The 18119-nt window shown below is 39.3% G+C and carries 16 protein-coding genes; 7 read left to right on the top strand and 9 right to left on the bottom strand.

Features of this window, described 5'->3' with window-relative positions; all coding sequences use genetic code 11:
* The first annotated feature begins 33 nt into the window (after window positions 1-33).
* A complete protein-coding gene (locus VXM68_RS04945; protein ID WP_293955837.1) occupies window positions 34-453 on the top strand; it encodes a hypothetical protein in 420 nt (139 codons plus the stop codon).
* Between the two features lie 7 nt (window positions 454-460).
* Window positions 461-925: a hypothetical protein gene (locus tag VXM68_RS04940; RefSeq protein ID WP_367210608.1), complete on the top strand. Its 465-nt coding sequence runs from the start codon at window positions 461-463 to the stop codon at window positions 923-925.
* A gap of 125 nt (window positions 926-1050) precedes the next feature.
* On the opposite strand, the gene VXM68_RS04935 is transcribed toward VXM68_RS04940, so the two are convergent.
* The 4 genes from VXM68_RS04935 to VXM68_RS04920 all read right to left on the bottom strand — a co-directional run bounded on the left by VXM68_RS04935 (window position 1051) and on the right by VXM68_RS04920 (window position 5848).
* Window positions 1051-1800, bottom strand: a complete 750-nt coding sequence (locus VXM68_RS04935) for a LytTR family DNA-binding domain-containing protein (RefSeq protein WP_294185658.1) — start codon at window positions 1798-1800, stop codon at window positions 1051-1053.
* A 57-nt stretch (window positions 1801-1857) separates the two neighbouring features.
* Entirely contained in the window at window positions 1858-2946 is a 1089-nt protein-coding gene (locus VXM68_RS04930) for a sensor histidine kinase (protein ID WP_294185659.1), read from the bottom strand.
* Window positions 2947-2953: 7 nt separating this feature from the next.
* Window positions 2954-3568 (bottom strand): tetratricopeptide repeat protein, encoded by a 615-nt coding sequence (locus tag VXM68_RS04925; protein WP_294185660.1) that lies wholly within the window; start codon window positions 3566-3568, stop codon window positions 2954-2956.
* A 132-nt stretch (window positions 3569-3700) separates the two neighbouring features.
* The gene (locus VXM68_RS04920; RefSeq protein ID WP_312364074.1) at window positions 3701-5848 is read right to left on the bottom strand and encodes a carboxypeptidase-like regulatory domain-containing protein; all 2148 of its coding nucleotides are present in this window, start codon (window positions 5846-5848) and stop codon (window positions 3701-3703) included.
* 422 nt (window positions 5849-6270) lie between these two features.
* Between VXM68_RS04920 and VXM68_RS04915 the strand changes: the two genes are divergently transcribed.
* From VXM68_RS04915 to VXM68_RS04900, 4 genes are all read left to right on the top strand, one after another.
* Window positions 6271-7317, top strand: coding sequence for an 8-amino-7-oxononanoate synthase (locus tag VXM68_RS04915; protein WP_367210607.1), 1047 nt, complete (start codon window positions 6271-6273; stop codon window positions 7315-7317).
* Between the two features lie 248 nt (window positions 7318-7565).
* The gene (locus VXM68_RS04910; protein WP_046673299.1) at window positions 7566-7850 is read left to right on the top strand and encodes an HU family DNA-binding protein; all 285 of its coding nucleotides are present in this window, start codon (window positions 7566-7568) and stop codon (window positions 7848-7850) included.
* Between the two features lie 18 nt (window positions 7851-7868).
* A complete protein-coding gene (locus tag VXM68_RS04905) occupies window positions 7869-8705 on the top strand; it encodes a tetratricopeptide repeat protein (protein ID WP_294185663.1) in 837 nt (278 codons plus the stop codon).
* A 304-nt stretch (window positions 8706-9009) separates the two neighbouring features.
* On the top strand, window positions 9010-10563 hold the full coding sequence (locus tag VXM68_RS04900; protein ID WP_293955829.1) for an Rne/Rng family ribonuclease: 1554 nt from the start codon (window positions 9010-9012) through the stop codon (window positions 10561-10563).
* 77 nt (window positions 10564-10640) lie between these two features.
* Here the strand turns inward: VXM68_RS04900 and miaA are convergent, their stop codons facing one another.
* From miaA to VXM68_RS04885, 3 genes are all read right to left on the bottom strand, one after another.
* Window positions 10641-11540 carry a tRNA (adenosine(37)-N6)-dimethylallyltransferase MiaA gene (gene miaA / locus VXM68_RS04895; RefSeq protein WP_367210606.1) on the bottom strand — a complete coding sequence of 300 codons (900 nt, stop codon included), beginning with the start codon at window positions 11538-11540 and terminating at the stop codon, window positions 10641-10643.
* Entirely contained in the window at window positions 11537-12709 is a 1173-nt protein-coding gene (locus tag VXM68_RS04890; RefSeq protein WP_367210605.1) for a Gfo/Idh/MocA family protein, read from the bottom strand. The genes miaA and VXM68_RS04890 overlap by 4 nt, the downstream gene beginning before the upstream one ends.
* 65 nt (window positions 12710-12774) lie before the next feature.
* Complete coding sequence (locus tag VXM68_RS04885) at window positions 12775-13554, bottom strand: hypothetical protein (protein WP_367210604.1); 780 nt, start codon at window positions 13552-13554, stop codon at window positions 12775-12777.
* Between the two features lie 269 nt (window positions 13555-13823).
* On the opposite strand from VXM68_RS04885, the gene def reads away from it, so the two are divergent.
* Window positions 13824-14405, top strand: coding sequence for a peptide deformylase (gene def, locus VXM68_RS04880; RefSeq protein ID WP_293955825.1), 582 nt, complete (start codon window positions 13824-13826; stop codon window positions 14403-14405).
* 165 nt (window positions 14406-14570) lie between these two features.
* Here def and VXM68_RS04875 read toward each other — a convergent pair whose 3' ends face one another.
* Both VXM68_RS04875 and VXM68_RS04870 read right to left on the bottom strand, forming a co-directional pair.
* A complete protein-coding gene (locus tag VXM68_RS04875; RefSeq protein ID WP_293955824.1) occupies window positions 14571-15182 on the bottom strand; it encodes a trimeric intracellular cation channel family protein in 612 nt (203 codons plus the stop codon).
* Window positions 15183-15517: 335 nt separating this feature from the next.
* Window positions 15518-18118 (bottom strand): BamA/TamA family outer membrane protein, encoded by a 2601-nt coding sequence (locus tag VXM68_RS04870; protein WP_294185666.1) that lies wholly within the window; start codon window positions 18116-18118, stop codon window positions 15518-15520.
* Window position 18119: the final 1 nt, after the last annotated feature.

The following is an 18119-nucleotide window of genomic DNA, read 5'->3' as shown; positions in this document are numbered from 1 at the left end:
TTTACAATCATTTTTATGTTTTCCATGTGTTGTATGGCACAAGAGCAACCATGGAAGGAGCATAATAAATGGATTTGGGGACCTTCCGTAGGTTATCAGTATCAAAGTGGTAATTTTCTGAAAGTTTCAGGCTGGGGATTGTTTGCCCCTAATGATTTTCAATATATGAAAATTGATGCCGGCGCTAATTTTAGCTGGATGGGAGGTAAAGCAACTGTCATTCCAGAATTGGGGTTCACCTATTATCTAAATGATTTTGTTCTGTTCCCTTTTGTGAAAGCCGAACTCACGCCTTACACAATAACGCCTAAAGTCGGAGCTAGTCTCTTTTCTATTGTTGATCTCGGTATAGGTTATGGACTTGACTATAACACAAAGAAAAATTTTAAGCCAATTGATGGATTTACTGTGTCGGTCGGTGTCAATATCCCGCTTAATTTTCATATTTATTAATAGAAGCATGCAAAGTAAGATTCCCTATCTTTTTCCCGTTGTATTTATCTTATTGGCACTTATTGGACGTGTTAGAGCACAAGACTACTTAATCGGCCCTACCTTGAGCTACCAATTTCAAAAGGGAAGTATAATAAAAAGTGGAGCTTATTTTGCTTTTCCTCTTGATGGTGATCATATTTTGCGAGCCGATGCCACAGCCAACTTTACCTGGACTCAAAAGAAATTTGCCGTCATCCCTGAGGCTGCGGTAACTTATTATCCTCAAACATATGTTCTGACTCCGTTTTTGCGTACAGAACTTAGTCCCTATACTATAACACCGAAAGTTGGGCTGAGCTTAGCGACTTTATTGGATATTGACTTGGGATATGGATTTTCAATCAATGACAAGAAAGATTATAACCCTATAAAGGGATTCGCAGTATCTTTACGATTCAGTATTCCGCTAAATTATAGAATCAATATGTAGTTAGATTTTCTTTGTGTCTCGTTAGCCTAATTAAACACTTCAAAAGCCTACTTTGCCAAGATCATTTTTGATTATGGTCTGTTTCTATTTTAATTTATTGTACTACAGTGCTAATCTCTTTTGGGCTAGTTGTCAAGCCACTTCTTGAATGCATTGACTCTTTCCCGTGAAACAATGAGTTCATCCGATGTATAGTGCTTAAGGTATATTTTCAACCGGGCATTGGAATGTACAGCAATACTTTTGATGGCATCAAATTGAACGATCGTGCTTCGGTTGATCCTGAAAAAATCTTTAGGGGACAATTGCGGTACCAGGACGTCCAGCGTCTGATCCAAAAGATAATTTTCATTTTCATTGGTATAGAGATAGGTGCCTTTGTTCTCACTATAAATACATTCAATATTCTGGGTTGTCACTAGTTTTATGTTTTGGCCAAGTTTTATTGTAAAGCGTTCCTTATAGGTGGGTAAAGCGTTTCTAAATAAAGCTTCTAATGATATTAGGTCCAAATGGGTATTAGATCCCCTAAAATGAAGGAATTTTTCAATTGCATTTTTCAATTCTTCATCATCAATCGGCTTAAGTAAGTAATCAATGCTGTTTTGTTTAAACGCACGTAACATATACTCATCGAATGCAGTGGTAAAAATAATAGCCGCACTTGGCTTAACCTGCTCGAGGATATCAAATGAAATCCCATCTGCGAGTTGCACATCCAAAAAAAGTAGATCAGGTTCAGTATTTGACATAAACCATTCTACAGACTCCTCGACAGTTTGCAGTACAGCAGATACCGTGTAACCCATGTTCTCCAATTTTCTTTGCAGTAGTCTTGCTGATGGAAGTTCGTCTTCTATGATTAATATTTTCATGGCTTGTATAGAATGCTTATTTGTCGTCGGATCTTTGTGTTCTTAATTTAGTGCGCGTTACAGCGGAAGAGTTTGGGGGTGGGGCGCAATTTCTTTGATAATCGGTAGCCCAACTGAAAACAAGGTATCGCTTTCCTCAATATACACGGGTAAATCGGAGAGTATTGCATACCGCTCCTGAATATTTTTTAGGCCGATTCCCGAGTGCCCATGGAGCACCTTCTTCTTTTGCAGATTATTGTCAACATAGAGGTAATCATTTTTTCGATAAATCTTTAATAAAAGAGGTTTTCTAAGTGAAATAACATTGTGTTTGATCACGTTTTCGATCAGCAGTTGAAGTGAAAGAGGTAGAATAAATCCTGTATGCTGCTCTTTATCGATCTCTAAATCAATCTGAATTCCCGCTTCGAATCGAAGGCTTAATAGATTCAGATAAGCTGTTGAAAAAGTGAGCTCATCCTGTAGTGAGACGAAACTTTTCTCTTTGTGCTCCAAAACATAGCGATAGATTTTAGAAAGATCAGTGGTAAACATGCTGGCCTTTTGGGGGTTTTCCTCAATTAAACTATTTAATACATTCAGACTGTTGAACAGAAAATGCGGATCGAGTTGATTCTTTAGCGATTCAAATTGTGCTGTTAGTAGTTGCTTTTCTTGTTGAGATTCCTTGATTTGATAGTCTTTGAACCTTTTATAAAAGTAGAGACCAAAAAAAATCATTGAAATGCACCATGATATCATCGCTGTTTGGAAGTAGTATGCAACGCGCTGCTGATGAGTAAAATTGTGAAAGCGTTGAGCGAAGCTTTTAGTAGCATCCGGGTAGAATAAGCCGGAGAAAAAAGCATTCACAATAAAAACGACTGCTATGGTCAAGAAGAAACTTACACTATAAAAGATAAGCATCTTTTTCCCAAAATCTTTACTGCTAGGGTATTTATTTCCTACCCACTTCGACAGATAATTATGGCCTAGGAAAAGAAAAAATCCGTATAAAAGGCCTCTAGCCATATTAGGGTGAAAAATAATGGATTTCCAAGGGATATCGTTATGGTCAAGCTTGGCCATAACCACAAAATAAGTGCTTACGACCAAGCTTGCCAATAACGCTTGTATAATTGCTTTAAACGGTGCTTTTTTCACGAAGTAATTAATTGCATTCTTTTAACAGTTGTTCTGCCCGATCTTTGCCCCATGATGGCGCAAAGGGAATGGAGACTTTTTGTTCATTGAATAAAGATAGTGCTTTCTTAACATCCTCACATTCTTTATGGGTATCTTGATTGAAATATTTTTTTGCGTTCATTTGGAATTCTGCGAGGCCCAATACTGCTCGTGGATTATTGGGGGCCAATGCAAGTGCTTTCTTATAAAGGGCTATGATGATAGGTGACAGTTCCCTGCCTTTTGTAATTGGATCGGTTATCATTAATGCTGTCTTGTTCATCGCCCGTAAAATAAGCCATTCAGGATTATTGTCTTGTGCAGTGCTGTTCAAAATATCTTCCGCAGATTGTATATATTTCGCTTGTGTTTCTTTATTTTTCTCTTTAAAAGAAGCAGTTGTAAACACCATTGCCTGGTAATACGCCGGTATCCAGTTGTCTTTTTCTACCTGTGAAATACGTTCTAGAAGAGCTGCCGCCTTTTGTGTCTCTCCTGACTGCCATAAGCCCATGGCCTGCCCCATGCTTTTTTCAAAATTGCTCTGTGCAAATGTTGTACTGCTTATTAAGCAGATAATGACGATAATAATCGATTTCATAATTTTTAGTTTAGTAGTAAGTATTTTTATTATTGTTTTTTCGAATTTACAGGGGTGAAGTTGCGTATCGTTGCTCTCAATTAAAAACAAATTTGGATGAACCGACGTATTTCCCTGATGAGCTGTTGCTTCCTATAGATTATCCAGTTGATTGTCTTTGTCGTTTTTACTGATCGTCCAGAAATAGCCAAGAAAAACAAATCGTTTGGCTGTAGGAACAATCGGTCTACGGTTATAAATTCCCTGTGAATTTGGTTGATCTGCATACTGATAGCCGTAGATAGGTGAAGCGCCGAGAATATTACTGACGGAGAAATGGATTATTTTTTGTTGGCTATAGAGAAATGACCAGCTCATGGATAGATTGTTATAACCCCTGATGTGACCATCCATAAAGGAGCTTTGGTTAGGATCGTTATAATTTCTGCCCGATACGTAAGCGTTCGTCAAACTGAGTTGTGAACGAAGGCTAGAAAACCAATATTTTCCAACGATATTAAAACTATGTTTATAAACATAAGGCGGAGTCACAGTCGACGGATAATTCGCTTCATTTCTCTTGCTGTCTGTGAAGGAATATGATATCCAGTACTGTAGATTTTTTACACTGCTGCTATTTTTGTAAAATAGGTCAAAGCCTTTGACATCTCCGCTTCCATTATTGCTATATTGGCTATTATATTGGGGCGTTACACTATTGTATTTAACCAAGTTGTTGTAAGTTTTGTGGTATGCTTCTAAGCGAAGTAAATGCCCTCCACGCACATAGAAATAATTTGCGATATAATGTTTGGCCGCTAACCAGTCAAGCTGAGGAGCATATTTTAATACTGGTGTAGGTGCCTGCTGATGGAATTTCCCGTAAGCAACAGAGAGCTGGGTATATTTATTTAACGCGTATCCCATCGAAGCCCTCGGTTCTAACGTTTTCTTGTTTTGCAAATTGGAAGACGTTTCTCGTAGGCCGATCTTCCCGATCAAGTTTGGTAAGAAGCCAAAGGTTGTTTCAGTATATAGAGCCATCATTTTGCTCTGGAATCCATACATATACTCAAGGTCTTGCCGGTGGTATTCTTCTTGATAATTTGTGTCAAAGTATTCTATTCCCCCAATGCTTTTAATCTTATTGTTCCAGATTTTACTCAATGTTGCTTTTAAGTGAATGCTCTTTTCATCATGAGGTAGGTAAACCTCATCGTAATGAACCTTATCGGTCAGATAGCCTAGGCCCATGCCCGATTCGAGCGTCCAGCGGTTCCCTAAATTCTGGCTGAAGCTGATATTGGTATAGGCGTTGTTGGATTTCTTTTTCACCGGGACAGGGTGTGGGTAATTGATGTCTGCTTGGTAAAGCCCCATATTTTCGAAAGTGTAAGCGCCATAAATATTTAGAAAGCCTTCTTTAAATTGATGACGATAAATCATTTCTCCAGTGGCATTTTCATAGGGTTTCGTCCAATTAATGTCTGGTGTAATAATTTTTGAATAGGGGCTTAGGTTTGTATAATTGCTGTTGAAGGTTAGCGAATTTTTGCCCCATTGTAAAGTATGCCCTAACCCTAATCCAACAGAAGATAGCGAAAGTTCTGTTTTGGATTGTTCTATCGTATTTTCGGTGTTCAGGGCTAGAATGCTCGACAGTGCATTGCCAAATTCTGCAGAATAGCCTCCAGTAGAAAAATTCACTCCCTTAAACAACATGGGCGAAAACCTGCCCCTGACAGGAATTTCATTTGGGGTTGCGGTATAAGGTTGGGCAACTCGGATGCCATTAATGTAAGTCTGTGTTTCGGAAGCATCTCCACCGTGGACCATAAGACGTCCATTTTCTCCTCCAACCTGTGCTCCAGGCAATGTGGCCAGCGCGCTGATGATATTGCCCATGCTTCCTGCGGTAGTGACAATATCCAATGGACTCATTACCGTGTTTTTTCCGGAGCTATTGGCTTGTAGAACCCCTGCCTGAATCGTGACTTCCTGTAAGCGATTTTCACTTTCTTGCATTTGAATAATCAGTAATTCTTTTTGAGGTAGCTGGATAGGCCTGTTATATGTTGGGAGGCCCACAACAGACGCTTTAATGATTTTATTACCTTGTTCATTGGTCTCAAACACGAAATTTCCAAGCGAATCGGTGGTACCACCATCATAGGTGCCTTCAATATAAACGTTGGCTAAATATATAGGTTTGCCGTTTTTGCCCAGCACTTTCCCTTTCAAGATGGACTGCGCCGATACGATTGTAATACTCAAAAATAGTAAGGTTAATAACAGCTTCATTTTTCTTTAATTTTATTCAAATATCCGCGGCTGTAAGTGTTCCTGCGAAAAAGAGTGGACGAAATGTCAAAATATCATGATGAATTGAGGGAACCCAATTTTATACTGTAAATTGGTGCCGAAAAGCACTGTTTGATAAAAGCAGTTTAAGGTATAATTTAAGACAAGAAAATACGAATAACTATTTTAAATGACTGTTTATATGCTGTACGAATGTTGACTGTGTTGAAATTCTTAACGGCTATGATGTACCACTTGAAACAGCCCACACAGTTACCACGTTATAAGCTAAATGGAGAAATGGGGACGAGCAATTATTTTAAACTTGCTTTCGAAAATATTATAGCTTTTTTGATTAATACATAATATATCGTAAGTCGCGAAGCGCAGGCTCGCAGAGCAAGACAATCGGTAACACCAACATGAATAATTTTACGCGTTTAGAACAACCAACAGGTCGGCTTATCACAGTCGATGACAAAGAATATCTTTTTTTTGGTGGAACTTCCTATCTAGGGCTGGCAACAGATAAAGCCTATACGTCTATTTTCATAGAAGGTATACAGCGGTATGGTATCAACAACGGCACTTCACGAAATAATAATGTGCAACAGGCCATATTTCATCAAGCTGAAGAATATGCGGCAAGGCGTTTTGATTTTGAAGCGAGCTTATTGCTCTCCAGTGGATATCTGGCTACTCAGTTTTTGATTAAAACATTGGCCGGCGAAGGAGAAATGCTGTACGCCCCCTCCTGTCACCCCTCGCTGTGGTTAGACGAAAAACCAGACGTAGCGGGAAGTTTTAATGACTGGGCCAATTCTGCAGTTGCATATATTAACCAATCGTCGCAAAAATCGTTTATTATTGTCAGCAACAGTCTCGATAATATGAAGCCGGAAATTTATGACTTTACTGTCTTTGCACAGATTGATTCAAGCAAGCGTGTGTTGTTGTTGCTGGACGATTCTCATGGAATTGGTGTTATACGAAAAAATGGCATTTCGTTCAATAAGAGCCGTTTTAATTTGGCTAATATTGAACTGATTGTTGTGGCTTCATTAGCGAAAGGTCTGGCAACAGATGCTGGGTTGATTCTTGCAGATGAGGAGCGCATCCAAAACCTAAAAAAATCTAATTTTTATACCGGTGCATCTCCGAGTTCACCCGCGAGCTTATATGCATTTGTACATGGAGAGGAGATCTATTTACGGCAATTCGAAAAAATGCAATACAACAGCAGTTATTTCAATGCACGTATAATGTCCAGATTAAATGCTGTGCCCAATTTTCCTGTCTTTTCATCAAAGGATATCAACCTTTATGAAACACTAATGGCATCAGGTATATTGGTTTCAAGTTTTCCCTATCCGCTTGCTACAGACCCGCTATTGAACCGTATTGTGGTGAATGCACATCATACTGAAGCGGATTTGGATCGGCTAAGTCATGCTATTGGCATAAATTGAATTTTATCGCACAACTATAGAGTCAACATCTTGTAAATTAGCTAATTGTTTTTATTTTTGGAGTTTATTTTAGTGGTTGAAGAAATCTAGGGTCTCGTTAAATGATTGTAAATGTTTGGCTTTTGGAAGCTTATTTATCAAAAAAGTATTTAAATAATTTCCATTACTCATTTTAAAACAATACTTTTGCATCCCCAAACATTAGTTGGCTTAAGGGTTGAAAAATAAATAATTACAGTAAAATAGATATGACTAAAGCAGAAATTATTGCAGAGATCTCTACCAAAACTGGCTTAGAGAAGGTAGATGTTCAAGAAACCGTAGAGGCGTTCTTTAAAGTTGTCAAAAACGCAATGATCGGAGGAGAAAATGTATATGTAAGAGGTTTTGGGAGCTTCGTAGTCAAAAAAAGAGCTGAGAAGACTGCAAGAAACATTTCAAAAAATACAGCAATCATTATCCCTGAACACTTTGTTCCTAGTTTCAAGCCAGCTAAAATTTTCGTAGAGAAAGTAAAGAATGGCAATAAATAATCTTTAAAATAGATTAATATGGCAAAAACCAAACAGATAATAGTAATAGGATCAGTAGTAGCCTTGGTTGCTGTGCTTTTGGCGCAGCCTATTAAAGGTTTGGTGAACAAAGAAAAACAAACTGCTGCAGCATCTGAATCGAAGCCTTCCAATGAAATAAATTTGGAAAATATATCTTCGATGACAAAACAAGGTTTAGATGCTAGTTTAGTCAAAGAAATTTCCGATATTGAGGGCCAAGTTGCAAAAGCTTCTGGAGAGGATAAGATAAAGCTGTTGCAACAGTTGGCAGATAAGTGGGATGATGTTGCTAAACCAGCCCCTCAGGCTTTCGTGTATGAGGAAATGGCAAAGGTTTCACCCAAGTTTGAGTATTGGTTGAAAGCAGGTAACGCATATCGTGCTGCTTATACAAATTTGCAAGATTCTACTTTGTCGCAGGCGTTGAATCAAAATGCTATTCATGCTTATGAGGCGGCGTTAAAAGCGAATACAAGTAGTTTGGAAGCAAAAACAGGATTAGGTGCCGCAATGGTATCGGGAACGAATAATCCCATGGCAGGTATTGCCTTATTGCGGGAAGTCATTGCTGCAGATCCTAAAAATTTAGAAGCAAATAAAACTTTGGGATTGTTTTCATTACAGTCCCGTCAGTTTGACAAAGCTATCGAGCGTTTTAAGACCGTTATCGATCAAAAACCCGATGCCGAGTCATACTTTTACTTAGCCACGGGCTACGAAAATATTGGGATGAAAAAGGAAGCTGTGACTGCTTTTCAAAAAAGTAAGGAACTGGCAGCCGATCCTTCCCTATCACAATTCATTGATCGAAAGATTGCTGAATTGAGCAAGTAATTAATTTATTATTTTATAATCATTAAAAAATTTAGCTATGCCAAGCGGAAAAAAAAGAAAAAGACACAAAATGGCTACTCACAAACGTAAAAAACGTTTAAGAAAAAATAGACACAAGAAAAAATAGTCTTGTGATGAGCTTTTAAATATCTTGGCCCATTTTGCTGAGATAGCTTTACGAAACGATCTACATATCTGTGAAGGGTATGTAGATTGTTTTTTTCGTAACAACGTTCTTTAAATGTTTAATCGGATACCAAAGATTGCGATAGGATATTGCATAGGTATCAAAAATGAGTAGCTTTTGGTAAAGGAATTAATTATCGATTCAACTCCTGATAAAGGGGTAACTATTGCTTTACTTCAAGATAAGCAGCTTGTTGAACTTAACCGTGAGCCCGCAAATAATAACTTCGCCGTTGGAGATATCTATCTCGGACGTATTAAGCGAATTATGCCAGGGCTTAATGCAGCATTCGTAGATGTAGGCTACGAAAAGGATGCTTTTCTACATTATTTAGATTTGGGTCCTCAAGTTCAATCTTTGCTAAAGCTTACCCGTATAGTAAAGAATGGCAGTTATCAAGAGAAACTGCTCAATAGTTTAAAACTTGAAAAGGATATCGATAAAGCTGGTAAGATCTCTGATGTCTTGAGCAAAAATATGCTCGTGCCAGTACAAATCGCCAAAGAACCCATTTCAACAAAAGGACCGCGTCTGAGTTCAGACCTTTCAATAGCAGGTCGTTTTGTCGTTCTGGTACCTTTCTCAAGTACTGTTTCCATTTCCAAGCGTATCAAAGGTAGTAACGAGCGCAACCGCCTCAAGAAGATTGTCGAAGGGATTAAGCCATCAAATTTTGGCGTGATTATCCGTACAGTGTCTGAAGGTAAGGGGGTCGAAGAACTACAACGCGACTTATTGGACCTGATCTCAAAATGGGAGCTATTTACCAAACGTCTTCGTAGTGCTGAACCGCCGCAAAAGGTTCTTGGAGAAATGGATCGTGCATCCACTATTCTACGGGATATTTTGACCGACGAGTTTTCGCATATTTATGTTAATGATCCTTCGATATTCGAAGAAACAAAATCATATATACACGATATCTCTCCAGATTTGGAGAAAATTGTCAAGCTTTATAAACATAAAGAGCCAATTTTTGATCATTTTGGAGTTGAAAAGCAAATCAAGGCAGCTTTTGGCAAAACGGTAACATTACCAGGTGGTGCGTATCTCGTTATTGAGCATACCGAAGCCTTACATGTTATCGATGTCAACAGTGGTAACCGCTCCGCTAATAAGGAGAATCAGGAAGACAATGCATTGCTGGTCAACATGGAAGCAGCAAAAGAAATTGCGCGACAGCTGCGTTTACGTGATATGGGCGGAATTGTAGTCATCGATTTTATCGATATGCATAAACCCAATCATCGAAAAGAGCTGTATACGTTCTTAAAAGAATGTATGGCGTCGGATAGAGCAAGACATACGATTTTACCACCAAGTAAATTTGGATTGGTACAAATTACACGTCAGCGTGTCAGACCTGAAATGAATATTGTCACAAACGAAAAATGTCCGGCTTGTGATGGGACAGGTGAGATCCGATCAAGTATTGTCGTGATGGATGATATTGAAAATAATTTGAAATTTATTCTTCAAGAACAAAACGAAAAAAAGGTGACCTTATGTGTTCACCCTTATATAGACGCCTACATTAAGTCTGGTTTGATTTCTAAAAGAATGAAATGGTTCATGAAGTACGGAAAATGGATTAAAGTAAATCCAATGACGTCATATTACCTAACTGAATTCCATTTCTTCAATGCGAAGGATGAAGAAATCAAGTTATAATAGAAAGAGATTAACGAAAAGGGTTAGTAGAGATACTAGCCCTTTTTTGTTTCTATACGGCTTCTATTTGTCTGTTTTTAAACCCAATGGATCATTATGCCATCTTTTTCCATTTTACGGAAATAAGTCATTTGCCGTTTAGCATAGCGGTGTATTTCGGTCTCCAGTTTTGTGATGAAAGCAGTGTAATCGAGCTGCCCAAGCAGATGTAGCGAGGCATATTTATATTCCAGACCATAATACTGCAGTTGCTCGTGTGTGATTCCTTCGGCCAATAATTTCTCCACTTCTTCTAAAAAGCCTTCTTTCAAGCGTTGTTCTAGTCGTTGGCTAATGTGCGAACGTCTAGTTTCCACAGGCGGATTTAATCCGATAACAATGCTATCTACTGCTTGTTGCTGCACGATGTGATCGGGGTGATTCTCTAAAAACGCTAATATTTCTATTGCTCGGATGATACGTTTTTTAGTCGAAAGATCGATTTGAAAGTTCACAGGTAGTGTATATTCCTGAAGACGTGCTAACAGCTCCGTCTCGGGATATGCAAGTAATGACTCCTTGAAGCCTTCGATTGATGGGATCAGCGCATAGGGATTTTCTTGGATTACACTTTGAATATATAAACCAGTACCACCACACAGGATGGTATGTTTTCCCTTTTCTAGAATGGATTGTTGGGCTTTACGGAAGTCAGCAATAAAATTTCCGAGATTGTAGCGTCTTCCCGGTTCATGTATGTCGATAAGATGATAGGGAATATCTTGGTATTCCGATAGGTCTTTTCCCGTACCGATGTCCATTCTTCGATAGATTTGGCGTGAATCAGCACTGATGATTTCAGCATCAATGTGTTGGGCCAGTTGGACGGCAAGTTTCGTTTTTCCAGAAGCTGTAGGCCCTAAGATAACGATAACTTTCTCCTTTGGAACAGCCTGCTGCTCCAAAAGAGAAAGTATAGGATTTAATCTGTCTATCACAGAACAAATTTAGTCCATTTTTCTGTTCCTTCGTTATTTTTTACGACAGTATCGATAAAAGCCATACCTCTTACGCCATCATATACTGTTGGAAAATCTTGTTGTTCAGGAGTAGGGTTTTTTCCTTCACGTTTTGCAGTCACAGTCGCAGCAAAATTACGATAGATATTTGCAAATGATTCCAATAAACCTTCCGGGTGACCAGCCGGGACACGGGTGTTGTGTGTTGCAAACGAACTTAATGTATAGGGAGCACCATATGCATTTCCTGTACGATAAAGCTGACGCGGTTGATCAAGCATTTTAATGATCAAATTGTTAGGATCTTCATTAGCCCATTCCAATCCACCTTTTTCACCATAGATGCGGATGCGAACGGCATTTTCTTCTCCAGCTGAAATTTGGGAGGCCATCAATACACCTTTTGCTCCATTTTCAAAACGTAAAAGTACCGAACCATCGTCATCTAATAGACGGCCTTCAACAAATGTTGTGAGGTCCGCACATAATTCTTCGATTTTCAAACCGGATACATATTCTGCTAAATGTGCAGCATGTGTGCCGATATCGCCCATAACCAACGATTTACCAGAACGTTTTGGATCTGCGCGCCAAGCAGCACCAGCATTACCTTCGCGTTCTGTTAAGCGGCTTAACCAACCTTGAGGGTATTCAACAACAATTTTTCTGATATTTCCGAAGTGACCTTCTTTGACCATCGCTTTTGCTTGTTTAACCATCGGATAGCCAGAATAAGTATGTGTAAGGCATAGTGTGCGGCCTGTACGCTCTACAGTTTCTTGTAATTCTTTTGCCTCTTCAACAGATACAGTCATCGGTTTCTCAACCACGACATCGAAGCCTTTTTCTAGCGCTAATTTAGCGGGAGCGAAATGCAGAAAGTTCGGTGTTACGATCGTTACGAAATCCATGCGCTCTCCTTCGGGAAGCAAAGATTCTTTCTCGATCATCTCCTCATAGCTTAAATAGACACGCTCAGGTGCTACAAATAGGTCTTCTCCAGATTGTTTTGAAATTTGTGGATCAATACTAAAAGCACCACAAACTAACTCAATCTTGCCATCCATAAAAGCGGCAATACGGTGTACAGCTCCAATAAAGGCATCATTACCGCCTCCAACCATACCCATGCGAAGTTTTCTCTTCATAACGTTATTATTTTTTGATTATTTATTTTTCAAACCCTTACAGTGTACAATATACACAATTTAGCTTATTTTATGTATAAAATCATCTTGATGCTACCCATATTTTCCTTTGGAAAGCCATACGGATATTGTTTAATTAATGCTTTCAGCTCTTCTTTATTGCGATAAACATGTCTTTTTGTGTCTGCTACCCAAAAGTTGATCGGAGCTGTTACTTCTTTGACAACAAAGCCGATTTTTTCAAGAGAGGAGTGCTGACTCCAATCGCGATCAGTGAAGGTCATAATATCGCCAGGTGAGAAATCTTTGCAGAAAGCCTTGATCAATTTGCTTAACCCACCAATTACATTAAATCCCGCTTTGTTACAGAAGCGTATAAGCTCGAACGAACGATAGTCATCCTCCCTGTCCATCATGCGGCGTCCTCCAGAGAAGATAGCGACAGCGACAAGCTCACCCTTCTCAAAGAGTCCATAACGATATTTACCAGGCAGAGCAAGCTGTAAATGATGTTCCACGAGGAACTGTAAGCTTGTCTTTTTATCGATCCGTGCCACCACAGTCTTGCGTGCGAAGATAAATTTGTTGTTTTTAGTTCGCGAAACAATACGCTTGATAATGAGTTCAGACTTGCTTGCTAATAGGTCTTCATCAATATGAATACATGGTTCGGAAGTTTGGCTCCTAATAGGCTTATTGTTAGGGTATAACAATATGGTTGTTGTTAATTCAAGGGAGGATATTTGTATAAATCCATCAACTTCAAAGAGTTGTAATGAGACTTCAAGCGCTTGCTCAAGTCTAAGCTTAAATTGCGTTGACAAATTTAAAAACGAAGGATCCATAAAACAAAAGTAACTTTTGTGGAAGTCTTCACGAAATATTCGATTTTAATAATTATCCGTACCTTTGTAAGCGAACGTATAATGGTTCTACAGCGTATCCTTAGTTAGTTTAAAAGCAGAGCGAATCCGGTTCAGAAATTATTCGGACATGAACCAAAATTTAATTGTGCAAAATTTCACTAGGTACGAAATGATCTTTAAGAGCAAACGACGTGTAATGAACTCCTATAAATAGGAGTATCTGCACTTAAATAAATAATTATTTATATATGAAACTTCCGATAGTGGCGTATGGCGATCCTGTATTAAGAAAGGTCGCTGAAGAAATAGATGAAGACTATCCTGATTTAAAGAAATTGATTGATGACATGTTTGATACCATGTATGCGGCGCATGGTGTTGGCTTAGCGGCACCGCAGATAGGCTTGCCTATACGTATGTTCGTTATCGATGCAACCCCTTTTGCAGAAGATGATGAAGAAAATAAAGCAATGCTCCAATCGTTCAAAAAGGTTTTTATCAATCCCATCATGGTAGAAGAGTCTGGTGAAAAATGGGCTTTCGGAGAAGGATGCTTAAGTATCCCAGATATCAACGAGGATGTATTACGTCATCGGAATATCCGCATTAATTATCTGGATGAAAACTTTGAGGAACACGAAATGGATCTCACTGGTTTGGCGGCGCGTGTTGTTCAGCACGAATATGATCATATTGAAGGAAAGTTGTTTACCGATAAATTAAGTACGTTGAAAAAAACGATGTTGAAAAGCCGGCTGGATGCCATTTCGAAAGGAAATATCCGCGTTGGTTATAAAATGCGATTCCCACAGCAAAAGAAAAAGCGTTAGTACAGACTAACGCTTTTTCTTTTATCACGTCTCCTTGTTTAGCGGCTGGAGTTTATAAGCACAAGATTCAATCGTTTCATTCGTCTTTACAATTTACTGTTGAAACCGAATAAATAATTCATCAGCATCTCCTACAGGTAATTTAAGCGGTCTAAGGGGGTCCACTCAATCCAGGCGAGGTAAGTATAAACGATATTTAACGGCTGTCATTCGTATAAAAAATACAACTGCAGCTCCGATAAAGGCTGCCCATGAAACATCGAGATCAAGATGCACCAATAAAATATATATGAGGCCACCACCTAAACAGGCGGTAGCATATACTTCTTTCTTAAAGATGAGCGGTGTCTCATTTAAGAGGACATCGCGTGTCATGCCTCCACATACTGCGGTAAACATTCCAAAGATAATGGCAGCATAGGTATTACTCTCGTAGTTGAGTGATTTTTGCACCCCTAATATGGTAAAAAAGCTAATTCCGATGGCATCAAAAAGTGTTAATGTACGATAATAACCATACAATTGTCTATTGAAAATAATGGCGATTAAAATTCCGATGAAGATAGCAATGAGATAATTGCTGTCATTTACCCAGACTGGGCGCAGATTTAAAAAAATGTCCCGCATAGATCCCCCACCAATGGCCGTAACAAAACCTAAAAAGGCCGCTCCAAAAATATCAATATCCTTACGTTTTGCTGACAGGGTACCTGATATTGCAAAAAATAAAGTGCCAAGCAAATCGCTTAGATAAAAATAGTTGGCATCTGTAATCATGGTAATCCTTTTAAGTAGTTTTCATTTAAGCTCCAGTTGGTGCCGCATTATAAAGAAGCACTCCCAATTGGAAAAATTTCCCTTCCCTGGACAAATTTAAGAGAAATTCTGATAGGTTAAATTCACCTGAAGCAAATTGCTTTTAGGCTGGTAAGGTCTTGTACATCCCCTAATCATAAGTGTTCGATGATCCACGCAATGGTGTCCGTATCGTAGATGGCATGTATAGATAACATTCAGATCTTCTGATAAATACATTTGCAAAAAAATTACCATTGACACGCTGTTTTTTTGGTTCGTTCCAATGGAAAGAGCGGAATGATGGATTTAGAATTTTAGAAGCGGAAACCTGTACTGAAATAAGGGTACCAGCCTTCATCCGATCTTGTCATCACAAAATGCAATGGAAGCGCATCTGCGACGATATAATATACGCCCCCGCCCACACCTTGATGAAACTTACCACTATTATAGCCTTTTGCCCATACTTTACCAATGTCGTACATGCCCATGAGTCCGAATTCACCCGGAAGAACATAGCTCTTGACATCCTTTATTTTAAGACGTGCCTCCAAATTATTATAAAGCATCTGCTGTCCTGCAAATCGATATTGGCGAAACCCTCTAAGGTTTTCGTGACCGCCTAGAAATAAATATTGATAGAATGTAGGATTTCCGACAACTGCTCCCCCGCCCGTTCTGTTGGCGAATATAATGCCTTCATGGAGTACACTAAAATATCCAGTGATAGCAGCATTTAACTGCACCGAATTTTTTGAATACTGATTGAGTCCAAAATAAGAATTCAAATCGGCTTTGATATAGATTCCCTTACTTGGATTAATCTTTCGATTACGTGAGTCTTGTGTTAAAAAAGCATTGATACCTGCAAAAGCTTTGTCTTTGGTAATTGACAAGCTATCGTAAGAATGTAAAGCCTGAGGATTTAGAATAAATCGATCTTCATTCTCATTAGGATCTAAGTGATAAAATTGGATATGTGGACCTACGGCAACGTTTAGCGTGGATGAAGGTTTCCATCTTAACTGTGGATTGATATTGAAGATATTAAATCTACTTCGGTAATATTTTGCACCATACTGCTCCTTTAAAAATGGTGAGTTATTTCCTACGCCGAAGAAATTCTGTGTGTTGTCGGGAGCTTTCGCTAAGGCATCGATAACTATATCAGCATCGCCGGCGGCAGCAGTCCATTCGCCTCTATAGTGAATTTTATATGCTCCGGTGCGAAAGGCGGTTGCTACGGTGAGCTGTTGCCTATAGCTAAAGGGGCTTTTTCTAAAGCCACGCTGATGTGTGTAAGCTGCTCCGAGTCCGAGGGAAATACCGTCGTCTGCATTATAACCTGCAGTAACCAAGGGAAGCCAGGTATTGTAGAGGTTTACCGGAACAAATTGCGTGTTGATGCTATCTTGGGCATAATGAAGCTTTATTTTCTTCTTTTCACCGAGCATAACAGAATTTTTAGTGTTTTCGTAAAGCTGTATCCTTGATCTGCTCTGATTGATAGTATAAGTCTTTGGTGTGCTATCGCCTATAATTCTTAGTTTGATGGGAGATTGTGCATTGTCGATGAAAACAGAATCTTTTCCATCACCTAAATAGAGGCGAATCTCTTTTGTCAGGGTATTTTTGTAGGTTTTGTCCATCAAAGTTTTGGTGACTTTGCCTACTTTGTTGATCTTCGAAACTTTGACTTTTAAGTTTTTACTTCCGGTGCTCCATATTTCTACTTTTTCGTTTTTGTCGCTGAGATGAATATCGACAATGTTATTGATAAAATTGTAATACTCTTCCATCGCAGTGGGCAGTGCATCACGGCGGCTTTGAAGTGTTTTGAAGATTTGTTCTCCACGAATAGTAATGGACGACTGTGGGAGGCTGTGTACGGATTGCCATAACACCGAATCTGTGAGGCGTGTAACAAATTGCTTCACCTCTTTGGTCCATTCCTTGTGGGAGAGCTGGTTGCTCGGATGAGCATTTAAGAAGCGGGATTTGAAAAGAGAATAGCGAATGTCGGGAATGCCCGTTGTGAATCCTTGCATGACTGGATTGACGAATTGCTGATAGATGTCTTTCATTAGAAAACCTTGCGTGACACGCAGTGCCTGGTCGCGATCGCGGGGAATAGGAATATAGTCTTTATCCTGATCTGTGCTATCCTGATTCTCATCGTACCATCGCCATTGATCCTCATGTCGGTCCCAATCACTGACCAGCACATCCAACATCCTTGCGCGTAGGTACGCTTTGGCTTTAAAATTGTCGTCATTATCTTCCTGCAACTTTCGCACAGTTTTAGGACTATTGTCTGAATCTCCGAGCGGTTCACGCTCCTCCAGTAGAGCTACTGTATGTTCAAAAAGCGGAGCATATTCGCCTAATAGACTATCTTGTGCTACAACGCCAATGATGGGATGAGCATGTGCGACGTTTACCGCATTGGCCAAGGCAGGGATCATCAGCGCGGAATAGGGATGCTGAGCACTAGTGGCGTCATCCAATACATCCTGCACAAAGGTACCGTGTAATTCTTCCGGTATAAGGGATTCAGTTCTTTTATTGACCGATCGCAGCGCCCATTCCCTTCCCATAGAATCTATTAGCCTTAAAGAAACCGATTGCATCCCACCGCCTTGTTTAACAGGACGCAAACCGCCATATAATGTGGAAAGTTGAATCAAGGGCAGAGTGGTTTCTGCAGCCCATTCTTTGCGGTAGTTTTCGCCGAGGAAGAACTTTTTAAATTTACTGGCTTTACCATATTTTGCGTTTGCTATGACATTTATACTGTCCTTAATGAAGGTTTGAGCAAAGGGTGTGCCCTGATTCGTATGCAACCCTGTATGCTTTTGCTGTGAATAAGCATGACTAACAAGAAAAATAAGAAAGAATGGTACGACCTTTTGCATG

The organism is Sphingobacterium sp. R2 (assembly GCF_040760075.1).
Lineage (GTDB): Bacteria > Bacteroidota > Bacteroidia > Sphingobacteriales > Sphingobacteriaceae > Sphingobacterium.
This window is presented reverse-complemented; position numbering and strand designations above follow the sequence as displayed.